Origin of the sequence: Serratia sp. PGPR-27 (assembly GCF_022678525.1) — a bacterium.
GTDB lineage: Bacteria > Pseudomonadota > Gammaproteobacteria > Enterobacterales > Enterobacteriaceae > Serratia > Serratia nematodiphila.
This window is the reverse complement of the sequence record NZ_JALBYS010000009.1, coordinates 96,344-108,855: the sequence shown is the minus strand read 5'-3', so window position 1 is coordinate 108,855 and position 12,512 is coordinate 96,344. Positions and strand designations below refer to the sequence as shown.

Below are 12,512 nucleotides of genomic sequence, written 5' to 3'. Positions count from 1 at the left end.
CCGCCCGGCCCCGTACGCGCGGGGCCGGATGAGCAATTTCAGAACGGGCTTCTGGCAATCGCCCGGGCGAGTTGCTACGTTTAGGCCATAACGCGCCAAGCGAAAGGAACCACGATGTTAAACACCCTGGCAAAACTGACCGCGGTCGCCGTGTTGGCGGTTGGACTGGCGGCCTGCGACAACAAAGACGACACCAAACCGGCGGTGCCGCCGCCGGACACCAAGCCGACCGTGACGCAGCCCGCGCCACCGCCGCCGCCTGCGCCGGTAGAAACCCCGCCCGCGCCGCCGGGGCTGAACGTGTCGCTGCAGAAGGGCAAGATCACCTTCGAGCTGCCGCCGGGCTTTAGCGATCAAACGCTGAACAGCGGCATCATCAACGACAGCACCTCCACCATTCAGCGCTTCCTTGACGGCAAGTCGCGCCAGAGCGCGGTCTCGTCCGAAGTGATCCCGCCGGACGGCATGAAGCTTAACACCAGCGACAAAATGCTGAAGGAGCTGACGCAGAGCGCCATCACGGTGCTGGCCGAACGCTATCAGAATATCCAGACCACCAAAGAAGAGAACTTCAGCGTCGGCAAACAGAAGTTTCGCCGGGTGGATACCGAACAGACCGTCAACGGGCAAAAGGTGGTCTCCACCCTGGTGTTGACGGTGTTCAACAAGCGGGTGGTGACGTTGCAAATGCTGTCGCCGGCCAAAACGCCGGAAGTGCATCAGGCGCTGGTGCAGCGGATTATCGATACCCTGGCGGTGAAGTAAGGACGCCGCAGCCAGGACGAAGCGGAGGAGATCGGATGAAGCTTATCGGCAGTTACACCAGCCCCTTTGTGCGCAAGATTTCCGTGATGCTGCTGGAGAAGGGAATTGCGTTCGAATTCGTCAACGATCCGCCGTATGAGCCCGGCAGCCGGGTGAAGGAGTTGAACCCGCTCGGCAAAGTGCCGGTGCTGATCGCCGATGACGGCGAGGTGTTTTACGACTCGCCGGTGGTGGCCGAATACCTTGAGCTGCTGGCGGTGGAACCGGCGTTTTTGCCGGTCGAGCGCGCCGCTGCGCTGCGCGTTCGTCAGGTGGCGGCGCTGGCGGACGGCGTGACCGAAGCGGCGGCGACGCTGTTCCGCGAAAGCCGGCGCGCGCCGGAAAAACAGGACGAAAGCTGGATGCTGCGTCAGCGCGACAAGCTGACGCAGGGCCTGGACGCGCTGGAGGCGCTGGCGCGGGAAAAAGCGTGGCTCAATGCCGAGCGGCTGACGCTGGCGGATATCGCCACCGGCTGCGCGCTGGGCTACCTCAATTTCCGCCGCATCCTGCCCAACTGGTGCGTCGAGCGCCCGGCGCTGGTCAAACTGGCCGAACGCCTGTTCGCCCGCGAAAGTTTCGCCCGCACGGCGCCGCCCTAAGCTTTCCTTTCTCCCCGCCGCGGCGGGGTTTTGCTATGCCGATACGTTTAAACTGAAAACCGAGCGACCATGAGCACTGAATCCCACCTTCTTTACAGCCAACTGCCCGCCATCGACCGCCTGCTGCGTGAACCCGCGATTGAACCGCTGGTGGCGCAGCATGGCCAGACGCTGATCGGCGAACTGCTGCGCCGGCTGCAGGCCGAGGCGCGCGCCGCTATCAGGCAACAGCAACGTTTACCCGCCTGGTGCGGCGACTGGCCGCAGGCGCTGCGGGCCGAGCTGGCCCGGCAGCAACGCCCGGCTTTGCTGCCGGTGTTCAACCTCAGCGGCACCGTGCTGCACACCAACCTCGGGCGCGCCCTGCTGGCGCAGCCGGTGAAGGATGCGGTGAACGCGGTGATGGGGGAGGCGGTGACGCTGGAGTACGATCTGGACGGCGCCGGGCGTGGCCATCGCGATCGGGCGGTGGCGGATCTGCTGTGCCGGCTGACCGGCGCGGAAGACGCCTGCATCGTCAATAACAACGCGGCGGCGGTGCTGCTGATGCTGGCGGCGATCTCCCCCGGCAAAGAGGTGGTGGTGTCGCGCGGCGAGCTGGTGGAAATCGGCGGCGCGTTCCGCATTCCCGACGTGATGCGCCAGGCCGGCTGTCAATTGGTCGAGGTCGGCACCACCAACCGCACCCATCTGAAGGATTACCGCCAGGCCATCAACGAGCAGACTGGTTTGTTAATGAAAGTGCACACCAGCAACTACAGCATTCAGGGCTTTACCGCGGCGGTCGACGAGGCCGAACTGGCGCAGCTCGGGGCCGAACAGGGCGTGCCGACCGCCACCGATCTGGGCAGCGGCTCGCTGATCGATATGGCGCAGTACGGCCTGCCCGCCGAGCCGATGCCGCAGCGGCTGCTGGCCGCCGGCGTCGATCTGGTGACGTTCTCCGGCGATAAGCTGCTGGGCGGCCCGCAGGCTGGCATCATCGTCGGCAAAAAGGCGCTGATCGCGCGCCTGCAGCAGCATCCGCTCAAGCGCGCGCTGCGCGTCGGCAAGCTGACGCTGGCGGCCCTGGAGGCCACGCTGCGGCTTTATTTGCAGCCGGAAAAACTGGCTGAGCAGCTGCCGACGCTGCGGCTGCTGACCCGCCCGCAGCAGGAGATGCAACAGGCGGCCGAGCGGCTGCTGGCGGCGCTGACGCCGCGGTTCACCACCGATTTCGACCTGCGCGCCGAACCCTGCTGGTCGCAGATAGGCAGCGGTTCGCTGCCGGTGGATCGCCTGCCCAGCTATGCCCTGACCTTCACGCCGCGCGACGGCCGCGGCGCCACGCTGGAAGCGCTGGCCGAACGCTGGCGCCGTCTGCCGCAGCCGGTGATCGGCCGCCTCGGCGACGGCCGGCTGTGGCTTGATCTGCGCTGTCTGGAACAGGAAGGGGCGCTGATCGCAGCGCTGAGCGCATCATGATCATCGCCACCGCCGGCCATGTCGATCATGGCAAAACCACCCTGCTGCAGGCGATCTCCGGGATCAACGCGGATCGCCTGCCGGAAGAAAAGCGCCGCGGCATGACCATCGATCTGGGTTACGCCTACTGGCCGCAGCCGGACGGCCGGGTGCTGGGCTTTATCGACGTGCCCGGCCACGAGAAATTCCTCGCCAACATGCTGGCGGGCGTCGGCGGCATCGACCATGCGTTGCTGGTGGTGGCCTGCGACGACGGCGTGATGGCGCAAACCCGCGAGCATCTGGCGATCCTGCGCCTGAGCGGGCGCCCGGCGCTGACGGTGGCGCTGACCAAGGCCGACCGGGTGGAGGCGGCGCGTGTCGATGAGGTGCGCGGTCAGGTGCGCGACGAGCTGGCGAGCCAGGGGTGGCCCGATGCGCCGCTGTTCGTGACCGCGGCGGCGGCGGGCGAGGGCATCGAGGCGCTGCGCGCGCATTTGCTGGCGTTGTCGCCCGCTGAACATGCGCTGACGCGCCGTTTTCGCCTGGCGGTAGACCGCGCGTTCAGCGTCAAAGGGGCGGGGCTGGTGGTGACCGGCACCGCGCTCGGCGGCCGGGTGAAGGTGGGGGATACGCTGTGGCTGACCGGCGCCGACGCGCCGGTGCGGGTGCGCGGCCTGCATGCCCAGAATCAGACCGTGGAACATGCGCAGGCCGGGCAGCGCATTGCGCTTAACATCAGCGGCGATGTCGATAAAGAGCGGGTCGCGCGCGGCGATTGGCTGCTGGCGCAGCGTCCGCACGAAGCGGCGGAACGCATTCTGGTGGCGCTGGAGACGGATCGGCCGATCCGCCATTGGCAGCCGCTGCATCTGCACCATGCCGCCAGCCACATCACCGGGCGCATCTCGTTGCTGAACGACGGGCTGGCGGAACTGATCCTCGATCGTCCGCTGTGGTTGGCGCAGAACGATCGGCTGGTGCTGCGCGATATCGGCGCGCGGCAAACGCTGGGCGCGGCTCGGGTGCTCAGGCTGAATGCGCCCAAGCGCGGCAAGCGTCAGCCGGACTATCTGGCATGGCTGCAAGCCCTGGCGCTGGCGCAAGACGATGCGCAGGCGCTGGCGCTTGAATTGCCGCACGGCGCGCTGTCACTGGCAGCGTTCGCTTGGGCGCGTCAATTGACGGACGATGGCCTGGACGAGCTGCTGGCGAACCGCGATCTGCTGATCGTCGGTGACCGGGCGCTGGCGCAGGATCAGGTGCAACAGGCGGAAAGCCGCCTGCTGCAGGTGCTGGCGGAGTACCACCAACAGCACGCCGATCAGCTGGGCTTAGGGCGCGCCCGCCTGCGGCGCATGGCCCTGCCTCAGCAGCCGGAAACGCTGGTGTTTATGATGATCGATCGGCTGCTGCGGGCCGGCGCGCTGCGCAATACGCGCGGCTGGCTGCACCTGCCGGAACACGGCCTGGCGTTCAGCGCCGAAGAGGCGCCGCTGTGGGCGCGCATCGAACCGCTGTTCGGCGACGAGCCGTGGTGGGTGCGCGATCTGGCGAGCGAGCTGGGCGAAGAGGAGAGCCGGGTGCGCGCGCTGTTGCGCAAGGCGGCTCAGCTGGGCCATGTGACGGCGGTGGTGGTGGATCGCTACTACCTCAGCCGACGCATCGATCAGTTCGCGGCGCTGATCCGCGAGCTGGATGCGGAGCGCGGGGGCGCCAACGCCGCCGATTTCCGCGATCGGCTCGGCGTCGGGCGCAAGCTGGCGATCCAGGTGCTGGAGTTCTTCGATCGCAGCGGCTTTACCCGCCGCAAGGGCAACGAGCATCTGCTGCGCGACGGCGGGTTGTTCGGCAACTGATTGCATGTTTTTTGTTCTCCAATGGCGGTATAATCAGCTTTAATCACTTTGATTGATGTTGATTGTACTGAGGAGCAAGACGATGAATACGAAAGTCATCACCGCTCATGTCCCGCTGCCTTTGGCTGAAAAGGTGGATGAAATGGCCGCCAAACTTGAACGCTCGCGGGGATGGATAGTGAAGCAAGCCCTCACCGCCTGGCTCGAGCAAGAGGAAGAGCGCCGTCGATTAACGCTGGCGGCGCTGGCCGATGTCGAACAGCAAAACGTTATCGATCATGAGTCGGTAGAAGCCTGGGCGGCCAGCCTGGACAGTGACGAGCCGCTGCCGGTACCGCGCTGATGGAATTAAAATGGACGAGTAAGGCGCTATCGGATTTGGCGCGTTTGTTTGAGTTTCTTGCCTTGGCTAACCGCACTGCGGCAGCGAATTCGGTGAAGGCCTTGGTCGCCGCGCCTAAAGCGTTGCTCGATAATCCCCGCCTGGGTGAAAGATTGGACGAGTTTTTACCGCAGGAAGTGAGGCGTATTCTGGTCGGCCGCTATGAGATACGTTATCAGGTACAGCCGGCAGCGATTTATGTTCTGCGTATTTGGCATACCCGCGAAGAGCGATAGGCCGAATTCCCCTACCCGATAAACCTGACGGCGGCCCGGCTGACGTCGGGCGTTTGGGCGGTGAGAAACGCCTGTAAACGTTCGATCAGCGGCCGTTTTGCCGATTCTTCCGGCCAAACCAGATAGTAACCGTCGCCGGTGCGCACGGCGACGTCACAAGGCAACACCAATAATCCCTCCTCAATCGTCCGCAGGCTCAGCGCCAGATCGCCGATCGAGACGCCGTGCCCGGCGATGGCCGCCGCGTTGCCCTGTTCCAGCGAATCAAATACCTGGCCGCGCATGAGATCGATCGGGGTCGCGATGCCGCTTTTCTGCAGCCAGCGCCGCCAGTCGCGCCGATCGGGCGAAGGGTGGATCAGCGGGCAGGCGGCGAGATCCCGCTGCCCGTCGGCGAGCAGCGCGGGGGTGCAAATCGGGATCAGCCATTCGTCGAACAGCTTGGCGGCGGCGGTATTGGCGCCAAAATGGCCGTTGCCGAGCAGGATGGCGCAGTCGTAGGGTTCGCTGAAAAAATCCACGCTGTCGATGTCCATCCAGACGCTGGCTGCCTGCACCTCGAACGCCTGCGCCGTTTGCCGGAACCGGCTCAGGCAGTCCAGCAGCCAGCGCAGAGTCAGGGTGGAGGGCGCCTTCAGCCGCAGCAGATCGCGGTGGCTTCTGAACAGCTCACAGGCTTGCTCGATGCGGCCAAACCCTTGCTGCAGCTCGGCGGCGAAGATTTTCCCCTGCGGCGTGACCTCGATACGCGGGCCGTTGCGCTGGAACAGCCGGCAGCCGAAGTGCTGCTCCAGCGTTTTGATGTGCTTGCTGACCGCGCTCGGGGTGAGATGCAGCTCCTCGGCGGCCAGCGTGAACGAGCCGGTGCGGGCGGCGCTTTCGAAGGCGCGCAGGGCGTAAAGCGGCGGAAGGGAACTGGCCATCGCGGCGTCTCTAATAATGAGTCTGATTCACAGTAAACGACAGGATTACTCCTTTTTCAAGGCGGGGGCGGCGGCATGATAATGGCGCGACGCCAACTGACTGAATGTGAGTGAAATAAAGATGAACCTGTCGTTGCTGGCGGCGTATTTCGCCGCCATTTTGTTGCTGATCGCCGCGCCGGGGCCGGTGGTGGCGATGGTGGCCAACACCGCGGCGCGCTTTGGCGCCCGGCGTGCGCTGTTGACCGCGCTGGGCAGCAACGGAGCCTCCTTGTTGCTGATCGGCGTCGCCGCGCTGATTATCACCGGGCTGTTCGCCGTGGATATGCGCTTGCTGCAGTGGATAGGCCTGCTGGGTTGCCTGTTTATCGGCCGTATGGCGATCGTCTCGCTGTATGAGGATTTATCCGCGCGAGCCCCCGATGTGCAGCCCGTTGCGCCGCCGCAAAAACGCTCGGCGATCCTGAACGGTTTTCTGGTGGGCATCGCCAACCCCAAAGACATTATCTTCTTCGTCGCCTTTTTCCCGCAGTTCATCGCCGTCACCCCCTCGATCGGCGCCAGCCTGACGCTGCTGACCGCGCTGTGGGTGCTGGCGGACTTCGCCATTTTGCTGACCTATATCACCCTGCTGTCGGGAACGGCGCTGCAGCGCGCGCGGCGGGCGATCTCTGTCCTGTCGGCGTTGCTGCTGTTGGGGGTGGCGGTGGTGGGAACGGGGTATGCGCTGTGGGGGCTGCTCGGCTGAAGCCGCATAAAAAACGCCGGTCGGGAAACCGGACCGGCGTTTTATCGTCGCGTTTACGCCGCGCCGTTCGGCTGCGGCGTGGGGTCGCCGTTGCGGCGTTTGGCGAGGAACAGCGCCACCAGCGTCAGCCAGCACAGGCCGCTGATGAGGTTGAACAGGTTGAACAGCCCGCTGCCGCCCCAGACGTAGGCGACCTTGGCCAGCTCGATGCCGACGGTGAACACCATCATGCTCAGCATGCCCATAGTGGCCGACACTGTGCCCTTGCTGACGTTGCTGGAGAACAGCGTCAGGCGGTACAGCCCGGCGTTGGCCAGGCCAATGCCGAAGGCGTACAGACTCAGGCCGGCGGTCATCCACAGGTAGGCGTGGCTGGAGAACTGGGTCGCCAGCGCGGCGATCAGCAGCCCCAGCAGCATCGGGCCTGCGCCCAGCTTGATCAGGCGCTCCACGCTGTTTTTGCCGGTCAGGCGTGCCAGCGTCAGGTTGCCGAGGATCAGCGCGCCGAACACCGGGATCTGCAGCAGGCCGTAGTCCAGCGTCGACAGCGACTCGCCGCTGATCAGGATCACCGGCGATTGGGCGATCCAGGCCAGCAGCGGCAGGCTGGCGAAACCGATCGCCAGGGCGCCGCACAGGAAGCGGCGGTTGCCCAGCACCTGGCGGTAGTCGCGCCACAGGTTGGCGGCGGAAAACGCCTCGCCCTGCAGCGTGGCGGTTTCCGGCATCGCTTTCCACAGGCCGTAGAAGGCGATGGCCGCCAGCGCCGCAAACAGCACAAACATGCTCTGCCACGGCGCGACGTGGATCAGCGCCGCGCCGGCCAGCGGCCCGAGCAGCGGGGCGATCAGCGCCACGTTAGCCATCAGGGCGGTGATTTTGATGCACACCGCCTCCTCGAACGACTCCTGGATGGTGGCGTAGCCGACCGCGCCGATAAAGCACAGGCCGATGCCCTGCAGGAAACGCATGGCGATAAACTGCTCGATGGTGGTGACCAGCAGGATCGCCAGGCAGGAGACGATGAAGAACGCCACCCCGGCCAGCATCACCGGGCGACGGCCGCGACGATCCGACAGCGGCCCGAGCAGCCACTGCAGGAAAATGCCGCCGGCCAGATAGGCGGTCATCGAGGTGGGCACCCACTCTTCGCCGGCGTTGAAATCCGCCACGACGGCCAGCATGCCCGGCTGAATCATATCGTTGCCGATATAGGTGGCGAACTCGAACAGCACCAGACAAAGAGGGAATAAAAGCGCCTGTCGGCCCAAACGTGCCGCAGGTGGTAATGTCGTTTTCATATTATTGTACTGATAGTAAAAGAGAAAAAGGAACTGCCAGGGCGGGAAGCGCAAACTGAGCGAGTTGTGGCGGCTATTTTGCCGCCAATTGTTCACCTTCGCAATCATAAGGTGTTGTTTAAGTGCATTCTGATATTTCGCTTTTGGGTTGTCGCCGAACGCCGTGCCCGATAACCTCTTCTTAACATATCAATATGACACAAGATCGGGCGAGCGTTTGAGCGAGAAAATCGGCTGGATAGACAACCTGCGGGCGATGGCGTGCATGATGGTGGTGATGATCCACGCCACCACCTATTACGTCACCAACGGCGCGGCGATAGGGTTGCACAACTGGGACATCGCCAACGTGCTGAACTCACTGTCGCGCGTATCGGTGCCGCTGTTCTTCATGATTTCCGGCTACCTGTTCTTCGGCGAAAAGAGCGCCGGCCGGCGGCATTTCACCCGCATCGCCTGCTGCATTCTGTTCTACAGCGCCATCGCGCTGATCTATATCGCGGCCTTTACCAAGATCGGTTTCTGGCCGTCGCTGCGCGGCATCCTGCAAAAGCCGGTGTTTTACCACCTGTGGTTTTTCTACGCCATCGCAGTGATTTACCTGCTGTCGCCGCTGATCAGCGTCAAGCCGGTGTCGCGCCGCTATCTGGCCGTCGCGCTGGTGGTGTTGGCGGCGCTCGCCAACCCGAATACCGACAAGCTGGCCTTCGGCAACGCGCACCTGCTGCCGGTTAACCTGTATATCTACGGCGATACCTTCTACTACCTGCTGTATGCGTTGGCCGGGCGGGCGATTGGCATGATGGAGGCGCGCGGGCGCGCCGTGGGCTGGTTGGCGGCGCTAGGATTTGCGCTGTGCGTGGCGCTGATCGCGCGCGGCACCAAGCATCAGCTGTTCATCAACGGCAACTTCGCCGATACCTACTACATCTACAGCGGCCCGCTGGTGTTTATGGCGGCGGTGGCGCTGTTGGTGTGGGTGAAACACTGTTTGCCGCAGCCGATCGGCTGGCTGAGCGTATTTTCCCGCCATTCGCTGGCGATTTACGGTTTTCACGCCCTTATCGTTAACGTGATGCGCAGCCGGCACTTGGATTTCACCGGCCACCCGCTGCTGGATATCTTCTGGGTGTTCGGCGTGGCGCTGGGGGGCAGCCTGCTGCTGTCTGTCGGCCTGCAGCGGCTGGATACCCGCCGGCTGGTGTCATAGCGGCGAGCGCTGGCGCTGCTGGGCGCGGCGCAGCTGCCGCCCGGAAGAAAAACCGGCCGCCAGCGCGGCCTTCTCCAACCCATACCCTTGCTGCAGGCGCTGTTGCGCCACCGCCAACCGCAGCTGTTCATGATATTCCCGCACGCTGATGCCGACGTGGCTGCGAAACAGCCGCGCCAGATGGCGGCTGCTGACGTGCGCCTTCTCCGCCACCTGCGGCACCGACCAGTCGGCTTCCGGCTCGGCGGCCATCACGTCCTGCGCGCGGTGCACCGCCGGGTGCAGGTGGTTGCGGTAACGCAGCCAGGGCGACAGCTGCGGATCGTCGCCGGCGCGGCGGAAATAAACCACCATGTCGCGTGCGACGTCGCGCGCCCGGCCGGAGCCGCAGTGGCGGTGGACCAGGTGCAGTGCCAAATCGATGCCGGTGGTGATGCCCGCGCTGGTATAGACGCCGCGGTCTTCGACGAAGATGCGGTTCTCTTTCACCTGCGCCGCCGGCGCCTGCAGGCGGATACGTTCGATGACGTCGTGGTGGGTGGTGCACTGATAGCCGTCGAGCAGCCCGGCCTGCGCCGCCAGCAGCGCGCCGGAGCAGATGCACACCAGGGTGATGCGCTGCCGCTGCAGATCGGGCCGCAGCGTCGCCAGCCAGCGGCGGGCCTGCTCGGCCTCTTCACCGGCGAAATAGCGCTGCGAATCGCCGACGCCTGGCAACACCAGGATGGCGCCGTCTTCCAGGCGTTCGGGCAACGGCTGCAGGCCGCTCAGCGTCATGCCGATGGAGCAGACGAGCTGCGGCGCCGGGCTGAGGTAACGCAGGCTGAACGACCCGGCGAGGCGCAGGGTTTCCGCCGGGCCGCTGACGTCGAGCGACAGCACGTTGGGCAACAGCAGAAAATAGACGGCCTGCGGCATGGTTACTCCTGTGCGAGTTGCGCCAGCGCCTCATCCACGCTGGCGATGCGGGCGAAACGATCGACCAGTACGGTTTCAGTATGCCGCTTCAGCTGCGCGGGGGTAAAGACTTCACCGTCGGGATGGCGCATCGGGAAGGTCAGCGTCGCCTCGGTGACGAAGGTCACCCGATAACCGAGATCGGACGCCACCCGGGTGGTGGTTTCACAGCACTGTTCGGTGCGGATGCCGGAGATGATCAGGTGGTTGATATCCCGCTCGCGCAGCCAGGCGTCGAGGCCGGATTCGGTCAGCGCATTGTGTACATGCTTATGCACGGTGATATCCGCTTGGTGGGTGAGGAATGGCAGGCGCTGCACGTGGCCCGAAGCCAGCGAGAACGGCCCCTGCGGCGAGACGTGCAGCACGTCGACCAGCGCCGCGCCGCGTTGCTGACAGCCCGCGATCAGACGGGTCAGCGCCTGTTGAAACGCCGGCAGATCGTCCTCCTGCCAGAATGGACGGTGCTGGAATGATTGCTGGACATCGATGATCAATAACGCGCTCTGTGACATTTTCGGCCCTCCGCCAGTGTGTGTAGCGACCATATTGCGCCGCTCATTACTCTGGCAGAAGGCCAAAAACGGCCATCATGATGACAACAGCGGACCGACCTTAGGCTTTGCTCACCTGGCCAGCCACCAGGCGCCCCTGATGGAAGGTGGCGCTGCGCGCCGGCAGGCGGGCGACCGCCTCGGCGGAACAGCTGGCGTTGACCAGCACGAACTCGGCGGCATCGCCGGCTTTCGGCCAGGCGCGCTGGCCCTTATCGTCCAGCGGCAGCACGCCGCCGGTGGAGATGGCCATGGCGCGCGACAGGTGATACTCGTCGGAGCCGCGGTACAGCTGGGCGTACAGGTTGGCCTTCTCCAGGATGTCGCCGGTGCCGAACGGCGACCAGTGGTCGATCACGCTGTCGGTGCCGGTCATCACGAACACCCCTTTCTCGCTGAGCTGCGGCAGCGGCATCATCAGGCTGCCGATCGGCACCGTGGAGGCGATGGTGATCTGCTGCGCCGCCAGCCGGGTGGCGGTTTCCGCCAGTTCGCCCGGCGTCAGCGTGGTCAGGGCGAAAGCGTGGCTGATGGTGACCTTGCCGCGCAGCGCCGGGTTTTTCTCCACGGTGGCGATCATGTAGTTGATGGCGGCGACCCCGGCCGGGCTGGTTTCATGCAGGTGGATATCCACGCCTTTGCTGGTATCGAGGGCGATCTGGAACATGGCGTCCAGCGATTTCTCCATCGCGCCGTCGACGTTGGTCGGATCCAGCCCGCCGACGTACTGCACGCCCATCTGCATCGCTTCGCGCATCAGCGCATCGACCCTGGAGTGCAGCAGGCCGTGCTGCGGGAAGGCGACGATTTCACAGCTGAAGTCCGCCTGGTGGTTTTCCAGCGCGCGCTGCAGGTGCTCCAGGCTTTTCAGGCCGCTGACCGGATCGATATTGCAGTGGCTGCGCGCCACGGTGCTGCCTTTGGATTGCAGCAGGGCGATCAGATTTTCCGCCCGCTGCTGCGAGGTGGGCAGCAGTTTCGGGATCAGCGTCTGCTCCAGCGCGATCATGTCCATGATGGTTTTGCCCTGGCGCGGGCGCGGCGCCTGCCACGGGCCGCTGTAGAAGGTTTTATCCAGGTGGATGTGCATATCGCGAAACGCCGGCAGCAGCAGCTGGCCCTGCGCCTGATAGCGGGGCACGCCGGCGGGCAACGCAGCGTTGGCGGCGTGAATGGCGGCGATCTTGCCGTCTTTGATCTCAAGCGTGTACAGCGCGGTGCGGGTGCCGATCACCGTGTCGCCGTCGTATTCAAAGCCGTCTTCCAGCCGCACCTCGCTCAGGCAGTAGTGGCGATCGGTCAGGGTCATCGGCGTTGGCGCACACTGCTCGCCGCCAGGAGACGCGGCCTGTGCCACGCCACCGGTCAGGCCGATCACCGCGCAGGCGGTGGTGAGTTTGCCGGTTTGGCTGAGGAAGGCTCTGCGGCCCGGTTGTTGAGGGTTTTCCACGTTCGGTTCCTTAATCCAGAGGTGAGGTGGGTGAAAACATCCC

13 protein-coding genes are annotated in these 12,512 nt (G+C 64.7%); 8 read left to right on the top strand and 5 right to left on the bottom strand.

Annotated features, from left to right (window positions below; genetic code table 11):
* The first annotated feature begins 114 nt into the window (after positions 1-114).
* From MMS95_RS07495 to MMS95_RS07470, 6 genes are all read left to right on the top strand, one after another.
* Entirely contained in the window at positions 115-765 is a 651-nt protein-coding gene (locus tag MMS95_RS07495) for a DcrB-related protein (RefSeq protein ID WP_004934023.1), read from the top strand.
* A gap of 35 nt (positions 766-800) precedes the next feature.
* Positions 801-1,406, top strand: a complete 606-nt coding sequence (locus MMS95_RS07490) for a glutathione S-transferase (RefSeq protein WP_156866344.1) — start codon at positions 801-803, stop codon at positions 1,404-1,406.
* A 69-nt stretch (positions 1,407-1,475) separates the two neighbouring features.
* Entirely contained in the window at positions 1,476-2,870 is a 1,395-nt protein-coding gene (selA, locus tag MMS95_RS07485) for an L-seryl-tRNA(Sec) selenium transferase (protein ID WP_156866345.1), read from the top strand.
* Entirely contained in the window at positions 2,867-4,708 is a 1,842-nt protein-coding gene (gene selB / locus MMS95_RS07480) for a selenocysteine-specific translation elongation factor (RefSeq protein WP_033631414.1), read from the top strand. Before selA ends, selB begins: the two co-directional genes overlap by 4 nt.
* 82 nt (positions 4,709-4,790) lie before the next feature.
* A complete protein-coding gene (locus MMS95_RS07475; protein WP_033631415.1) occupies positions 4,791-5,051 on the top strand; it encodes a ribbon-helix-helix domain-containing protein in 261 nt (86 codons plus the stop codon).
* Positions 5,051-5,326, top strand: coding sequence for a type II toxin-antitoxin system RelE/ParE family toxin (locus MMS95_RS07470; RefSeq protein WP_033631416.1), 276 nt, complete (start codon positions 5,051-5,053; stop codon positions 5,324-5,326). The genes MMS95_RS07475 and MMS95_RS07470 overlap by 1 nt, the downstream gene beginning before the upstream one ends.
* An 11-nt stretch (positions 5,327-5,337) precedes the next feature.
* On the opposite strand, the gene MMS95_RS07465 is transcribed toward MMS95_RS07470, so the two are convergent.
* Positions 5,338-6,249 (bottom strand): LysR family transcriptional regulator, encoded by a 912-nt coding sequence (locus tag MMS95_RS07465; protein WP_242141540.1) that lies wholly within the window; start codon positions 6,247-6,249, stop codon positions 5,338-5,340.
* A gap of 121 nt (positions 6,250-6,370) precedes the next feature.
* On the opposite strand from MMS95_RS07465, the gene MMS95_RS07460 reads away from it, so the two are divergent.
* Complete coding sequence (locus MMS95_RS07460; RefSeq protein ID WP_033631418.1) at positions 6,371-6,997, top strand: LysE family translocator; 627 nt, start codon at positions 6,371-6,373, stop codon at positions 6,995-6,997.
* A 53-nt stretch (positions 6,998-7,050) separates the two neighbouring features.
* On the opposite strand, the gene MMS95_RS07455 is transcribed toward MMS95_RS07460, so the two are convergent.
* A complete protein-coding gene (locus MMS95_RS07455) occupies positions 7,051-8,298 on the bottom strand; it encodes an MFS transporter (protein ID WP_033633516.1) in 1,248 nt (415 codons plus the stop codon).
* 217 nt (positions 8,299-8,515) lie between these two features.
* On the opposite strand from MMS95_RS07455, the gene MMS95_RS07450 reads away from it, so the two are divergent.
* Positions 8,516-9,508 (top strand): acyltransferase, encoded by a 993-nt coding sequence (locus MMS95_RS07450; protein WP_049278450.1) that lies wholly within the window; start codon positions 8,516-8,518, stop codon positions 9,506-9,508.
* Here the strand turns inward: MMS95_RS07450 and MMS95_RS07445 are convergent.
* From MMS95_RS07445 to MMS95_RS07435, 3 genes are all read right to left on the bottom strand, one after another.
* The gene (locus MMS95_RS07445) at positions 9,503-10,426 is read right to left on the bottom strand and encodes a helix-turn-helix domain-containing protein (RefSeq protein ID WP_033631420.1); all 924 of its coding nucleotides are present in this window, start codon (positions 10,424-10,426) and stop codon (positions 9,503-9,505) included. The genes MMS95_RS07450 and MMS95_RS07445 overlap by 6 nt on opposite strands.
* 2 nt (positions 10,427-10,428) lie before the next feature.
* Complete coding sequence (locus MMS95_RS07440; RefSeq protein WP_004934049.1) at positions 10,429-10,980, bottom strand: isochorismatase family protein; 552 nt, start codon at positions 10,978-10,980, stop codon at positions 10,429-10,431.
* A 100-nt stretch (positions 10,981-11,080) separates the two neighbouring features.
* On the bottom strand, positions 11,081-12,469 hold the full coding sequence (locus MMS95_RS07435; RefSeq protein WP_242141539.1) for an amidohydrolase family protein: 1,389 nt from the start codon (positions 12,467-12,469) through the stop codon (positions 11,081-11,083).
* Between the last annotated feature and the right edge of the window lie 43 nt (positions 12,470-12,512).